This window comes from Kineococcus anabasis (genome assembly GCF_054590795.1).
The window spans coordinates 212,195-225,492 of sequence record NZ_BAAIHU010000002.1; the positions used below are offsets into that span (position 1 = coordinate 212,195).

Sequence of the window (13,298 nt, forward strand, 5' to 3'; positions counted from 1 at the left end):
GGGCCGCCGCGCCCGCACCCGTGCCCGGACCCAGCGACGTCTGGAACGCCGTGCCCGCTGCGAGCCCCGTCCCCGCCGACGCCACCCCCGCAACCCCCCGGAGCACCGCGACCCCCCGCACGTCCCGCCGCCCCCGCCTCCTCGCCGCCGCCACCTGCGCCGCGGCCCTCGCGCTCCTCGGCGGCGGCACCCTCACCTGGACCGTCCTGGAGAAGGACGTGCGGCTCGACGTGGACGGCTCCCCCCGCGAGGTCAGCACCTTCGGCCGCACCGTCGCCGACGTGCTGCGCGCCGAGGGCGTCGCGGTGGGCGCGCACGACGTCGTCGCCCCCGCCCCGGGCGCCGAGCTGCGCGACGGGCAGGACGTCGTCGTGCGCTACGGCCGGGAGCTGGAGCTCACCCTGGACGGCGAGCGGCGCACCTACTGGACCACCGCGCGCACCGTGGACGCCGCGCTCGCCGACCTCGGCGTGCGCGCCGACGGGGCCCGCCTGTCCGCCTCCCGCTCCGCGCCCCTGGGCCGGGAGGGCCTCGCGGTGCAGGTGGAGACCCCCAAGGACGTCGTGGTCGTCGCCGACGGCGCCGAGCGCCCCCGCACCACCACCGCCCCCGACGTCGCCGGGCTCCTCGCCGAGGCAGGCGCCGTGCCCCGCCCGCAGGACCTCGTCTCCGTGCCCCCCGCCGCACGGGTCACCCCCGGCCTGCGGGTGCAGGTGGTGCGGGTGGAGCGCACCACCGGCACCGAGGTCCACCCCGTCCCGCACGGCACCCGCACCGAGCGCACCGCGGAGCTGTTCGCCGGGGAGCGCCGCGTCGTGCAGCCCGGCCGGGACGGCTCGAAGACCCTCACCTTCGCGGACGAGACCCACGACGGCGTGCGGGTGCGCCACGACCTGACCGGCGAGGTCCTGGACGTGCCGCCCGTCGAGGAGGTCGTCCAGGAGGGCACGAGGCCGAAACCGCCGCCCGAGCCCGCCGGCGGCGGGTCCGTGGCAGGCGCCGACGGGCGCAACTGGGCGGCGCTGGCGGCCTGCGAGTCCGGTGGCGACCCCGGTGCCGTCTCCGCCAGCGGCACCTACCACGGCCTCTACCAGTTCAGCGTCTCCACGTGGCGGGCCGTCGGCGGCAGCGGCCTGCCCAGCCAGGCGTCCCCCGGGGAGCAGACCTACCGGGCCAAGCTCCTGTACGCCCGCGCCGGTGCCGGACAATGGCCCGTGTGCGGGAAGAGGCTCTGAGCTCGGCAGGAACCCCGGCGCCCGGAGCGGGGGCCGGCTCGCTGCTGGGTCCCGCGGACGTCCGCTCGCTCGCGGAGCGGCTGGGGGTGCGCCCCACCAAGACCCTCGGGCAGAACTTCGTCCACGACGGCAACACGGTCCGCCGCATCGTGCGCGCCGCGGGCCTGCGCCCGGACGACGTCGTGGTGGAGGTCGGCCCCGGGCTGGGGTCGCTGACCCTGGCGCTGCTGGAGGTCGTGCGGCGGGTCGTGGCGGTGGAGATCGACCCCGTCCTGGCCGCGGAGCTGCCCGCGACCGTGGCGGCCCGGGCCCGGCCGGGCGCGGAGTTCGAGGTGGTGCTCTCCGACGCCCTGAAGGTCGAGGAGCTGCCGGGCCCGCCGCCCACCGCGCTCGTGGCGAACCTGCCCTACAACGTGGCCGTGCCGGTGCTGCTGACGATGCTGGAGCGCTTCCCCACGCTGCGCTCCACGCTCGTCATGGTGCAGGCCGAGGTCGCCGACCGGCTCGTGGCGCCGCCGGGCAGCCGCACGTACGGCGTGCCGTCGGTCAAGGCCGCCTGGTACGGCGAGGCGCGGCGTGCCGGTGCGGTGCCCCCGGCGGTGTTCTGGCCGGTGCCGCGGGTGGACTCCGGGCTGGTGGCGCTGCGCCGGCGGGAGCCCCCGGCCACCCCCGCCACCCGCGAGGAGGTGTTCGCGGTGGTCGACGCCGCCTTCGCCCAGCGGCGCAAGACCCTGCGCGCCGCGCTCGCGGGGTGGGCGGGTTCGGCCGCGGCGGCCGAGGAGCTGCTGCGCCGGGCCGGTGTCGACCCGGCCGCGCGCGGCGAGGTGCTGGAGGTCGCCGACTTCGCGCGCATCGCCGGGGCCGCGCGGGAGAGCGGCACCCTCCCCGGCGCCGGGCCCGGGGCCTGACCCGGGGGCCGGTGCGGGCCGCGGGGCGGGAGGACCCGGCGGCCCCGGGCGGCGGCTAGGCTCGACGCTCGTGTCCCGCGACCGATCGCACCCCTCCGGAGGAGGTGCCCCCACCGCCCGGGGACGGGCCCGGCCGGTGACCGCCCGGGCCCCCGCCAAGGTCAACCTGCTCCTGCAGAGCGGGCCCCGGCGCGCCGACGGCTACCACGAGCTGCTCACCGTCTTCCAGGCGCTGTCCCTGGCCGACGACGTGACCGCGACCCCGGCCCCGCGGTGGGGGGTGAGCGTCCGGGCGGCCGTGCGCCCCGACGTCTCCGCCGAGGGGCACCACGGCGAGGCCTCCTCCGGCGAGGCCTCCTCCGGGGGGAGCCGGCCCGGTGGCGTCGACGTCTCCGCGGTGCCGCTGGACGAGGGGAACATCGCGCTGCAGGCCGCCCTGCTGCTGGCCCGCGAGACGGGCGCGGGCGGGCCGGTGCACCTGTCCATCCGCAAGGGCGTCCCGGTCGCCGGGGGCATGGCCGGCGGCTCGGCCGACGCCGCCGCCGCCCTCGTCGCCTGCGACGCGCTCTGGGGGACCGGCCTGGGCCTGGACGGGCTCGCGGAGCTGGGCGCCGAGCTCGGCTCCGACGTGCCCTTCGCCGTGCACGGCCGCACCGCCGTGGGCACCGGTCGCGGGGAGCGGCTCGTGCCGGTGCTGACGGCCTCGACGTGGGCCTGGGTGCTCCTGCCCGCCGGGCACGGGCTGTCCACCCCGCGCGTGTACGCCGAGTTCGACGCCCTCGTGGAGGCCGGCCGGCTCGCGCCGGACGCCGCACCGGGCGAGCGGCTGCGCGCGGTGGAGGCGGCCCTGCGCTCCGGCGACCCGCACGCCCTGGGGGCGGCGCTGGGCAACGACCTGGAGCCGGCCGCGCTGTCCCTGGCGCCGGAGCTGGCGGGCACCCTGGAGGCGGGCCGTGCCGCGGGCGCGGTCGGCGCCCTGGTGTCGGGCTCCGGGCCGACCGTGGCGCTGCTGGCCACCTCGCCCCGCTCCGCCCGCGAGATTGCGGCCCGGCTGCGGGCGCAGGGCAGGACGGCGCTGACGGCGATGGCCCCGGCGCCGGGCGCGCACGTGCTGGAGCCGGTGCTGGCCAGCGCGGGCCCGGCGCGCACCGACGACTGACCGCGAGGCGTCCCGCACGGCGGGCGCGGGGCGGACGAGCACGAGCGAAGGACGACAGTGGCGAACCTGGTCAACGCCGAGGCCATCCGCGTGGTGCACGGCTCCCGGCTGCTGCTGGGCGACGTCTCCCTCGGGGTGGCCGAGGGCGAGCGCATCGGTGTCGTGGGGCGCAACGGCGACGGCAAGTCGACGCTGTTGCGGGTGCTGGCGCGCCGGCAGGAGCCGGACGGCGGGCGCGTGACGCACACCGGCGGCCTGCGCCTGGGCATGCTGGACCAGTCCGACGTCTCCCCGCCGGGCGCCACGGTCCGCCAGGCCGTCGTGGGGGACGCGCCCGAGCACGCGTGGGCCTCCAAGGCCGCGGTGCGCGACGTGCTGACCGGCCTGCTCGGCGGCCTCGACGCGCGCGACGTGGGCGGCCTGGACGCGCCGCTGACCTCCCTGTCCGGCGGACAGCGGCGCCGGGTGGCGCTGGCGGGGCTGCTGGCCGGCGACGACGACCTCGTGGTCCTCGACGAGCCGACCAACCACCTCGACGTGGAGGGGGTGGCCTGGCTCGCCGAGCACATCCGCGGGCGCTGGCCGGCCGGGCAGGGCGCCCTGGTGGTCGTGACGCACGACCGCTGGTTCCTGGACGCGGTCTGCACGCGCGTGTGGGAGGTCCACGACGGCGTCGTCGACCCCTACGACGGCGGGTACGCCGCCTACGTGCTCACCCGCGCGGAGCGGTCCCGGGTGGCCGCGGTGACGGAGGAGCGGCGGCAGAACCTGCTGCGCAAGGAGCTGGCCTGGCTGCGACGGGGGGCACCCGCCCGCACGAGCAAGCCGCGGTTCCGGATCGACGCGGCGAACGCCCTCATCGCCGACGAGCCGCCGCCGCGCGACAGCGTGGAGCTGGCCCGGATGGCCACGACCCGCCTGGGCCGGCAGGTGCTGGACCTGGAGGACGTCGACATCGCCCGCGAGGTCGGCGGGCGGCCCAAGGTGCTGCTGGAGCGGGTGACGTGGCGCCTGGGCCCGGGCGAGCGCATCGGCGTCGTAGGTGTGAACGGCGCGGGCAAGTCGACGCTGCTGGACCTGCTGACGGGTGCGCTGGCGCCGGACTCGGGCACCGTGAAGCGGGGCTCCACGGTGGTCGTGGCGGAGCTGTCCCAGGAGGTCCGCGAGCTCGACGAGGTGGCCGACCTGCGGGCGCTGGAGGCGGTGCAGGAGGTGGCCCGGCACGTGCGCCTGGGGGACCGGGACGTGCCGGCCGGGCAGATGCTGGAGCGGCTGGGTTTCACGACCCAGCGGCAGTGGACGCTGGTGTCGGACCTCTCGGGCGGGGAGCGCCGCCGCCTGCAGCTGCTGCGGCTGCTGATGTCCGAGCCGAACGTGCTGCTGCTGGACGAGCCCACGAACGACCTGGACACCGACACCCTCGCCGCCGTGGAGGACGTGCTCGACGGCTGGCCGGGCACCCTCGTCGTCGTCAGCCACGACCGCTACCTGCTGGAGCGGGTGACCGACCGGCAGGTGGCGCTGCTGGGCGACGGGAAGCTGCGGGACCTGCCGAACGGGGTGGAGGAGTACCTGCGGCTGCGTGCCGAGCGGGCCGCGGCGTCCGCGGCGGCCCCGTCGGCGGCGCAGCAGGCGGCCCGCACCTCGGCCGTGCCCGCTCCCGCGGGGACCGGTGGGGCGGGCGCGGCCGAGGTGCGCGCCGCGCGCAAGGAGATGGCGCGGGTGGAGAAGCAGCTGGCCCGCGTCGCGGAGCAGGAGGGGCGCCTGCACGCCGAGATGGTCGAGCGGGCGACGGACCACGAGGCGGTGACGGCCCTGGACGCGCGGCTGCGGGAGCTGACGGCCCAGCGCGAGGAGCTGGAGCTGCTGTGGCTGGAGGCCGCCGAGGTGGTCGAGCAGTAGTCATCACTTTGAGTAGCGATAGTTGAGCGTTACGTGATGTGACGGTTGCGAACGGGTGAGCTACGCCGTCCGGATTAGTCACACCGTCCCATCAGCTTGCAACGTTCGGGTGAGCACCCCCTACGCTGTGACGCACAGCGGCGGGCCTTCGGGGGGTCGTGCTCGTCGCTACCACCACCGGCTGCCTCCGGGTCGCCTCGGGTGGCTGGTGAACTGCGTCCCAGGGGGGGACTTTGACTGTCAGCAACATGTCCGAGCGGAGCGTGGTGACCTCCGCGGCCGACCCGGTCGCGCCGTCGCCCGTCCGCCCGGCACCCCGCCGCGCCTCCGCGCCGCAGGCGGGAGCCACCGGCTCCGTGCCCCAGCAGCTGACGCCGGCTCCGTCGTCCGGCGCCGCGGCACCGTCCGGCGCCACCCGGCTGCGCGTCCCCGGCCGCGGGGGTGAGCGGCAGTCACCGTGGCAGCGCGACTACGTGCAGCACATCGTGACCGCCGACGCCGCCGCCGCCGCCTTCGCCGCCTTCGCGGGCTTCTTCGTCCGCTTCAGCGACGTCCCCGCCGACACCCGCAGCCTGCCCGGTCAGGCCGTGGTGGTCTGCGCCGTGCTGCTGCCCGTGCTGTGGGTGTTCAGCATGTACGTCTTCCGCACGTACGAGCACCGCTTCCTCGGGGTCGGCTCGGAGGAGTTCCAGCGGGTGCTCAGCGCCGCGCTGGCCGTGGTGGCCTTCGTCGGGTCCACCTCCTGGCTCTTCGACCTCGACATCGCCCGCGGTTACGTCGTCGTCGCGCTGCCCCTGGCCGCTGCCCTGACGCTCGTCGGCCGCTACGCGATCCGCCGCAAGCTGCACGCCCGCCGCGTGCGCGGCGAGGCCGTCCAGACGGTCGTCGCCGTCGGCCACCGCGCCGCCGTCGCCGGCATGGCCCGCCAGATCCACCGCGCCTCCTACCACGGCATGCGCATCGTGGGGGCCTGTGTGCCCGGCGGCCGGGGCACGGCCGAGGAGGACGCGGAGCTGCAGGCGCTCGGCGTGCCGGTCCTCGGCAGCCTCGACGAGGTCGGCGCCGCCACCGCCGCGGTGGACGCCGACGTGGTGGCCGTCACGAGCTGCCCCGAGCTGGACGGTCCCGCCCTGCGCCGCCTGGGCTGGGAGCTGGAGGACACCCGCGCCGACCTCGTGGTGGCGCCCGCGCTCACCGAGGTCATCGGCCCGCGCGTCGCCATCCGCCCCGTCTGCGGCCTGCCGCTGCTGCACGTGGAGCGGCCCGAGCTGCAGGGCATCCGGCGCCTGGCCAAGACCACCGTCGACCGCGTGGCCGCCCTGGGCGCCCTCGCGGTGCTCAGCCCCGTCCTGCTCGCCGTCGCGGCCCTCGTCAAGCTCGACTCCCGCGGCCCGGTGCTCTTCCGCCAGGAGCGCGTCGGCAAGGACGGCAAGCCGTTCACCATGTACAAGTTCCGCTCCATGGTGGTCGACGCCGAGCAGCGCCTCATCGACCTGCGCGACAGGAGCGAGGGCAACGGCCTGCTCTTCAAGATGAAGGTCGACCCCCGCATCACCCGGGTGGGGCGCGTCCTGCGCCGCTACTCCCTCGACGAGCTGCCCCAGCTCCTCAACGTCCTCGACGGGACGATGTCCCTCGTCGGGCCGCGCCCGCCGCTGCAGCGCGAGGTCGACGCCTACGGCCTCGACATGCGCCGCCGCCTGCTGGTCAAGCCCGGCCTGACGGGGCTGTGGCAGATCAACGGCCGCTCCGACCTCGGCCTCGACGAGTCGGTGCGCCTGGACGTGCGCTACGTCGAGAACTGGTCCTTCATGTTCGACTTCATGATCCTCTGGAAGACCGTCGGCGCCGTCCTGCGCGGCCGCGGCGCCTACTGAGGAACCCGCACCACCGCCGCGGGCCCCGCACCCACGAGGGTGCGGGGCCCGCGTGCGTGCGCTCCCCGGCGGGCCGCGCTCCCGGGAGCCGCCCGGGCCGGGCCGTCCTCAGGTGCCGGGCGCGGCCTCGAAGGGGGTGCTGACCCGGCGCAGCAGCGCGGCCAGCGCCCGCCGCTCCGCCGCGGGGAGCACGGCGAGCATCCGGTGCTCCGCCCGCACCAGGTCCGCCAGCGCCGCGTCCACCGCGCTCACCCCGGCCGGCGTCAGCCGCACCAGGACGCTGCGCCCGTCGTCGGGCGCCGGGCGGCGCTGCACCAGACCGCGCCCCTCGAGGCGGTCCACCCGGTTCGTCATGGTCCCGCTGGTCACGAGGGTCTGGACCACCAGCTGCCCGGGGGACAGCTCGTGCGGTGCGCCGGCGCGGCGCAGCGCGGCCAGCACGTCGAACTCCCAGGTCTCCAGCTCGTGCGCGGCGAACGCCGAGCGGCGCAGCCGGTCCAGGTGGTGGGCCAGCCGTGCCACCCGCGAGAGCACCTCCAGGGGCTCCACGTCCACGTCGGGGGCGACGCGGCGCCACGCGGCGACGATGCGGTCGACCTCGTCCGCCCCCGGTGCCGCCCCCGGTGCCGCCCCGGCGCCGGGAGGGGCGCCGTCGCCGGGGCTCACGACCGCGGGGACCCGGACGGCCCGTCGCCCGCCTCGCCCGGGGAGGCGTGCCGCCGGGCCCCGGCGCGGGAGAGGGCGGGGGAGCGCTCCAGGCCGGACAGGCCGTTCCAGGCGAGGTTCACGATGTGCGCGGCGACCTCGTCCCGGGACGGCTCGCGGACGTCCAGCCACCACTGGCCCGTCATCGCGATCATCCCGACGAGCATCTGCGCGTGCATGGGCGCCGTCTCGGCGGGGAAGCCGCGCGCCGCGAAGGCGTCCTCGAGCAGGTGCTCCACCTGCCCGGCGATGTCGGAGATGAGGCTGGCGAAGCTGCCGGTGGCCTGCGCGACGGGGGAGTCCCGCACCAGGATGCGGAAACCGTCGCTGGAGTTCTCCACGTAGTCCAGCAGTGCCAGCGTCGCCCGCTCCAGCAGGACGCGGGGGCCGCCGCGGCCGTTGAGCGCACCGGTGATGGCGGACAGCAGCGTCTGCATCTCGCGGTCGACGACGACGGCGTAGAGACCCTCCTTGCCGCCGAAGTGCTCGTAGACCACCGGCTTGGACACGCCCGCGGTCGCGGCGATCTCCTCCACGCTCGTGCCCTCCACCCCGCGCAGGGCGAAGAGGCTGCGGCCGACGCCGACGAGCTGCTCGCGCCGCTCGCTGCCCGTCATCCGGGCCCTGGCGCGCGGCGCCGGTGTCGGCCGGGTGTCCACGCGCCTCATCATGCCCCCCCGGCCGCGGCCCGCCGCGGGCGGAGGGTCCGGGTGCCACCTGGCAGGATGGTCGCGGCCGGCCGGGTACCGGCGGCCGCGCGCGGTCCCGGGTGGTGTAACGGCAGCACGGCGGGTTTTGGTCCCGTCAGGTAGGGGTTCGAATCCTCTCCCGGGAGCGGTGGACCGATCGGGTGGGGCGCGCCGAGGGGCACGGGTGCCGCGGACCGAGGGGGCCCGCGGGGCCGTTATCCTCACAGCGACGCCCGCCCCACTGCGAGGAGCGCCGCTCGCGTGAGCAGCCCGGAGACCACCCAGCCCCCGACGACCGACTCCCCGCCCGCAGCCGGCCCCGCCGCCGTGCTGGTGCTGGCCGCGGGGGAGGGCACCCGCATGCGCTCGGCCCTGCCGAAGGTGCTGCACCCCCTGGGCGGCCGCGCCCTCGTGGACCACGCCCTGGCCGCCGCGGAGGGGACCGCGCCCGGGCACCTCGTGCTCGTGGTGCGGCACGAGGCCGAGCGCGTCGCCGCGCACGCCACCGCCACCCGCCCGCAGCTGCGCACCGCGCTGCAGGACGACGTGCCGGGCACGGGCCGCGCGGTGGCCTGCGCCCTGGCGGAGCTGCCGCAGGACCTGGCCGGCACGGTGCTGGTGACCTACGGCGACGTGCCGCTGCTGAGCAGCGCGACGCTGCTGGACCTGGTGTCCGGGCACGAGGCCGGGGGCAACGCGGTGACCGTGCTGACCGCCGAGCTGGCCGACCCGACGGGCTACGGCCGCGTGCTGCGCGCGGCCGACGGCACGGTGACGGGCATCGTGGAGCAGAAGGACGCCACGCCGGAGCAGCGGGCGGTGCGGGAGGTCAACTCGGGCGTCTACGCCTTCGACGCCGCGGCCCTGCGCTCGGCGCTGCCGCGGCTCGGGCGGGACAACGCCGCCGGGGAGGTCTACCTGACGGACGTGCTCGCCCTCGTGCGCGCCGACGGCGGCCGGGTCGCGGCGCTGCCGGTGCCCGACGTCGTGGAGATCCAGGGCGTCAACGACCGGGCGCAGCTGGCGGAGCTGGCCGCCGAGGCCAACCGCCGGAGGCTGCGGCGGTGGATGCTCGCGGGCGTCACCGTCGTCGACCCCGCCACGACGTGGGTGGACTGCGACGTGGAGCTCGAGCAGGACGTGACCCTGCTGCCCGGCGTGCAGCTGCACGGCTCCACGCGGGTGGCCGGCGGCGCGGTCGTCGGGCCGGACACCACCCTCACCGACGTCGAGGTCGGCCCGGGCGCGAAGGTCGTGCGCACCCACGGCAGCGGCGCCGTGATCGGCGCGGGTGCCGACGTCGGGCCGTTCGCCTACCTGCGCCCGGGGACGCGACTGGGCGCCCAGGGCAAGATCGGCACGTTCGTGGAGACGAAGAACGCCGAGATCGGCACCGGCTCGAAGGTGCCGCACCTGTCCTACGTGGGCGACGCGACCATCGGGGAGCACACGAACATCGGCGCCGCGTCGGTGTTCGTGAACTACGACGGCGTCCACAAGGCCCACACCACGGTCGGCGACCACTGCCGCACCGGCTCCGGCGGCAAGTTCGTCGCACCGGTGACGGTGGGGGACGGCGCCTACACGGGCGCGGGCACCGTGGTCCGCAAGGACGTGCCGCCCGGGGCGCTGGCGATCAGCGTCGCCCCGCAGCGGAACCTGCAAGGCTGGACCCTGGCCAACCGCGCCGGCACGCCCTCCGCGGCGGCGGCGGAGCGGGCACTGGCGGCCGGCGACGAGCGAACCACCACAGCCACCACCCACGGCGAGGGAGCCCCCGCATGACCGGCATCACGACGACGGGCGAGAAGCGCATGGTCCTCATCTCGGGCCGCGCACACCCGGAGCTGGCGAAGGAGGTCTCCCACGCGCTGGGCGCCGAGATGGTGCCGACGAGCTCCTACCAGTTCGCGAACTCGGAGCTGTACGTGCGCTTCGAGGAGAGCGTCCGCGGCTGCGACGCCTTCGTGATCCAGAGCCACACGGCTCCGGTCAACGAGTGGATCATGGAGCAGCTCATCATGGTCGACGCCCTGAAGCGGGCCTCGGCCAAGCGCATCACGGTGGTGGCCCCGTTCTACGGCTACGCCCGCCAGGACAAGAAGGGCCGCGGGCGCGAGCCCATCTCCGCGCGGCTGGTGGCGGACCTGTTCAAGACCGCGGGGGCGCACCGCCTGATGTCCGTGGACCTGCACACCGCGCAGATCCAGGGCTTCTTCGACGGGCCGGTGGACCACCTGTGGGCGCTGCCGCTGCTGGCGGACTACGTGGGCAAGCGGGTGGACCGCTCCAACATCACGATCGTCTCCCCGGACGCCGGCCGGGTGCGGGTGGCGGACCTGTGGTCCGACCGGCTCGGCGCGCCGCTGGCGATCATCCACAAGCGCCGCGACCCCAACGTGCCCAACCAGGTGAAGGTCCACGAGGTCGTCGGCGACGTCCGCGGGCGCACCTGCGTGCTGGTGGACGACCTCATCGACACCGCCGGCACGATCGTGCAGGCCGCGGAGGCTCTCAAGGCCAACGGTGCGGCGGACGTCATCGCCACCGCGACGCACGCGGTGCTCTCCGGCCCCGCCGTGGACCGGCTGAAGAACTCCCCGATCTCCGAGCTGGTCGTCACCAACACGCTGCCCATCAACGAGGCGCAGCGCTTCCCGCAGCTGACGGTGCTCTCCATCGCCCCGCTGCTGGCCCGGGCGATCCGCGAGGTCTTCGACGACGGTTCCGTCACCAGCCTCTTCGACGGCCAGAGCTGACGGCCGGCGCCGCCCGTCCCCGGGCGGCGCCGTCCGGGCCGGGCCGTCCGCTGCCGGGCGGCGCCGGTGGGGGCGGAGCTGTGCCCGCCGGCGGTTAGACTCGTACGCGAACCTCGGCGAGGGAGGCCGGTCCACCGACCGGAGCTCCGTGATCGACGCGGTGCTCGACGTGCGCGCCCGAGGGTGCGGGCGGACGGCGCCCCCGCCGTGCCCGCACCGTCCAGCACACGAGGAGAGCACCGCCATGGCCGCCATCCGCATCAGCGCCGAGCTCCGCACCGAGTTCGGCAAGGGCGCCGCCCGCCGCATCCGCCGCGACGACAAGGTCCCCGCCGTGCTCTACGGCCACGGCGGGGAGCCCGTCCACCTGACCCTCCCGGGCCACGCCACGATGCTGGCCCTCAAGGCGTCCAACGCGCTGCTCGACATCGACGTCAACGGCGAGCGCCACCTGGCCCTCGCCAAGGAGGTCCAGCGCGACGTCGTCCGGCGCTTCATCGAGCACATCGACCTGCTGACCGTCACCAGCGGCGAGCAGGTCACCGTCGACGTCCCGCTGCACATCACGGGCGAGCCGGCCCCCGGCGTGATCGTCCAGCAGGAGCTGACGACCGTCTCCGTGGAGGCCGAGGCCACCCACCTGCCGGCCGCGCTGGAGGTCTCCGTCGCGGGCGCCCGCGCCGGCACGCACATCACCGCCGCCGACGTCACCCTGCCCGCCGGCACCACCCTCGCGGGCGACCCCACCCAGATCGTCGTCCTGGTCAGCGGCGCGCCCACCGCCGAGGAGGTCGAGGCCGAGCTCGCCGCCGCCGAGGAGGAGGCCGGCATCGTGCACGAGGCCCCGGCCTCCGCCGAGGACTCCTCCGACGACGCCGCCGAGGCGCCCGCGGACGAGCAGGCCTGAGCGGGTAGCTCCGGACGGGCAGGGGTACGGCGTGGACGACACCTGGCTGGTCGTGGGCCTGGGCAACCCCGGGCCGCAGTACGCGGGCAACCGCCACAACGTCGGGCAGATGGTGCTCGAGGAGCTGGCGGGCCGGGCCGGGGCGTCGTTCAAGAAGCACCGCACGGGTGCCCGGGTGGCCGAGTGCCGCCTGGGCACCCTGCCCGGGGGCCGGCCGGGCCCGCGGGTGGTCCTGGCGGCGCCGACGTCGTACATGAACGTCTCGGGCGGGCAGGTCAGCGGCCTGGCGCGCTACTACGGCGTGGAGCCTGGCGCCCTCGTGGTCGTCCACGACGAGCTGGACATCCCCTTCGCCCGCGTCCGCCTGAAGCAGGGCGGCGGGGAGGGCGGGCACAACGGGCTCCGCTCGATCAGCACCTCGACCGGGTCGAAGGACTACGTGCGGGTGCGCGTCGGGGTGGGGCGCCCGCCGGGCCGGCAGGACCCGGCGGACTTCGTCCTGAAGGACTTCTCCGCCGCCGAGCGCAAGGAGCTGCCGCTGCTGCTGGTGGACGCGGCGGACGCGGTGGAGGCGGTCGTCACCGAGGGCCTGCTGACGGCCCAGCAGCGCTTCCACGCACCCGCCTGAGCTGCACCCGCAACACCCGGGGCGCCGCACGACCGCCCTGCACGACCACTACGCACGAGGGCCGAACCGGACGTCCGGTTCGGCCCTCGTCGTGTCCGGCCTCGGCCGGGGTGCTGTGGTGCGGTGTCTCAGTGCTCGCGGGCGGGGCGGCGGCGGCCGGCGACGACCAGGGCCGCACCACCGGCGACGAGCACGGCGCCCGCGGTGGCCCAGGGCAGGACGTCGGTGCCGGTGTAGGCGAGCTGCTCGCCGGCGGCGGCCACGGCGGCCGGGGTCTGGGTGCGGCGGGCGGTGGGCGTCGTCGTCGCGCCCGGGGTCGCGCCGGGGCTCTCGGAGACCGACGGCGTGGCCGACGGCGTCGGCACCACGGAGGCGGACGGGGTGGGGGTCGGGGGCGCGTAGGCGGAAGCCGCCAGGGCCGGGCCGACGAAGGCTGCGGTGGACAGGGCTCCGACTGCGGCGAGTCGAGCGGTGGCGGTGGTGATGCGCACGGTGAAATCCCCCCGGATCTTGACCTGGATCTTCCAGG

At 76.4% G+C, this 13,298-nt stretch carries 12 protein-coding genes and 1 tRNA gene; 10 read left to right on the forward strand and 3 right to left on the reverse strand.

Annotation, left to right across the window (positions count from 1 at the left end; genetic code table 11):
* Window positions 1-50: 50 nt before the first annotated feature.
* From ACYQBY_RS04500 to ACYQBY_RS04520, 5 genes are all read left to right on the forward strand, one after another.
* Complete coding sequence (locus ACYQBY_RS04500; protein WP_459642632.1) at window positions 51-1,235, forward strand: ubiquitin-like domain-containing protein; 1,185 nt, start codon at window positions 51-53, stop codon at window positions 1,233-1,235.
* Window positions 1,208-2,143, forward strand: a complete 936-nt coding sequence (gene rsmA, locus ACYQBY_RS04505; RefSeq protein ID WP_459642633.1) for a 16S rRNA (adenine(1518)-N(6)/adenine(1519)-N(6))-dimethyltransferase RsmA — start codon at window positions 1,208-1,210, stop codon at window positions 2,141-2,143. The genes ACYQBY_RS04500 and rsmA overlap by 28 nt, the downstream gene beginning before the upstream one ends.
* 136 nt (window positions 2,144-2,279) lie before the next feature.
* Window positions 2,280-3,302, forward strand: coding sequence for a 4-(cytidine 5'-diphospho)-2-C-methyl-D-erythritol kinase (locus ACYQBY_RS04510; protein ID WP_459642634.1), 1,023 nt, complete (start codon window positions 2,280-2,282; stop codon window positions 3,300-3,302).
* Between the two features lie 57 nt (window positions 3,303-3,359).
* Complete coding sequence (locus ACYQBY_RS04515; protein WP_459642635.1) at window positions 3,360-5,204, forward strand: ABC-F family ATP-binding cassette domain-containing protein; 1,845 nt, start codon at window positions 3,360-3,362, stop codon at window positions 5,202-5,204.
* 248 nt (window positions 5,205-5,452) lie between these two features.
* Complete coding sequence (locus ACYQBY_RS04520; RefSeq protein WP_459642636.1) at window positions 5,453-7,081, forward strand: sugar transferase; 1,629 nt, start codon at window positions 5,453-5,455, stop codon at window positions 7,079-7,081.
* A gap of 108 nt (window positions 7,082-7,189) precedes the next feature.
* On the opposite strand, the gene ACYQBY_RS04525 is transcribed toward ACYQBY_RS04520, so the two are convergent.
* The gene (locus ACYQBY_RS04525; RefSeq protein WP_459643110.1) at window positions 7,190-7,669 is read right to left on the reverse strand and encodes a MarR family winged helix-turn-helix transcriptional regulator; all 480 of its coding nucleotides are present in this window, start codon (window positions 7,667-7,669) and stop codon (window positions 7,190-7,192) included.
* Window positions 7,670-7,743: 74 nt separating this feature from the next.
* Window positions 7,744-8,454, reverse strand: coding sequence for a TetR/AcrR family transcriptional regulator (locus ACYQBY_RS04530; RefSeq protein WP_459642637.1), 711 nt, complete (start codon window positions 8,452-8,454; stop codon window positions 7,744-7,746).
* A gap of 95 nt (window positions 8,455-8,549) precedes the next feature.
* Between ACYQBY_RS04530 and ACYQBY_RS04535 the strand changes: the two genes are divergently transcribed.
* The 5 genes from ACYQBY_RS04535 (at window position 8,550) to pth (ending at window position 12,769) form a co-directional block, all read left to right on the forward strand.
* Window positions 8,550-8,621, forward strand: a tRNA-Gln gene (locus ACYQBY_RS04535).
* A gap of 115 nt (window positions 8,622-8,736) precedes the next feature.
* Entirely contained in the window at window positions 8,737-10,260 is a 1,524-nt protein-coding gene (gene glmU / locus ACYQBY_RS04540; RefSeq protein WP_459642638.1) for a bifunctional UDP-N-acetylglucosamine diphosphorylase/glucosamine-1-phosphate N-acetyltransferase GlmU, read from the forward strand.
* Complete coding sequence (locus tag ACYQBY_RS04545) at window positions 10,257-11,234, forward strand: ribose-phosphate diphosphokinase (RefSeq protein ID WP_459642639.1); 978 nt, start codon at window positions 10,257-10,259, stop codon at window positions 11,232-11,234. Before glmU ends, ACYQBY_RS04545 begins: the two co-directional genes overlap by 4 nt.
* Before the next feature lie 244 nt (window positions 11,235-11,478).
* Entirely contained in the window at window positions 11,479-12,141 is a 663-nt protein-coding gene (locus tag ACYQBY_RS04550) for a 50S ribosomal protein L25/general stress protein Ctc (protein WP_459642640.1), read from the forward strand.
* 31 nt (window positions 12,142-12,172) lie between these two features.
* On the forward strand, window positions 12,173-12,769 hold the full coding sequence (gene pth, locus ACYQBY_RS04555) for an aminoacyl-tRNA hydrolase (RefSeq protein ID WP_459642641.1): 597 nt from the start codon (window positions 12,173-12,175) through the stop codon (window positions 12,767-12,769).
* 128 nt (window positions 12,770-12,897) lie between these two features.
* Here pth and ACYQBY_RS04560 read toward each other — a convergent pair whose 3' ends face one another.
* Window positions 12,898-13,260, reverse strand: coding sequence for a hypothetical protein (locus ACYQBY_RS04560; protein WP_459642642.1), 363 nt, complete (start codon window positions 13,258-13,260; stop codon window positions 12,898-12,900).
* Between the last annotated feature and the right edge of the window lie 38 nt (window positions 13,261-13,298).

Coding starts and splice junctions, on each gene's coding strand:
- rsmA (WP_459642633.1), top strand. CDS start 1,208: ATGGCCCGTGTGCGGGAAGAGGCTCTGAGCTCGGCAGGAACCCCGGCG.
- ACYQBY_RS04520 (WP_459642636.1), top strand. CDS start 5,453: ATGTCCGAGCGGAGCGTGGTGACCTCCGCGGCCGACCCGGTCGCGCCG.
- ACYQBY_RS04530 (WP_459642637.1), bottom strand. CDS start 8,454: ATGAGGCGCGTGGACACCCGGCCGACACCGGCGCCGCGCGCCAGGGCC.
- ACYQBY_RS04545 (WP_459642639.1), top strand. CDS start 10,257: ATGACCGGCATCACGACGACGGGCGAGAAGCGCATGGTCCTCATCTCG.
- ACYQBY_RS04550 (WP_459642640.1), top strand. CDS start 11,479: ATGGCCGCCATCCGCATCAGCGCCGAGCTCCGCACCGAGTTCGGCAAG.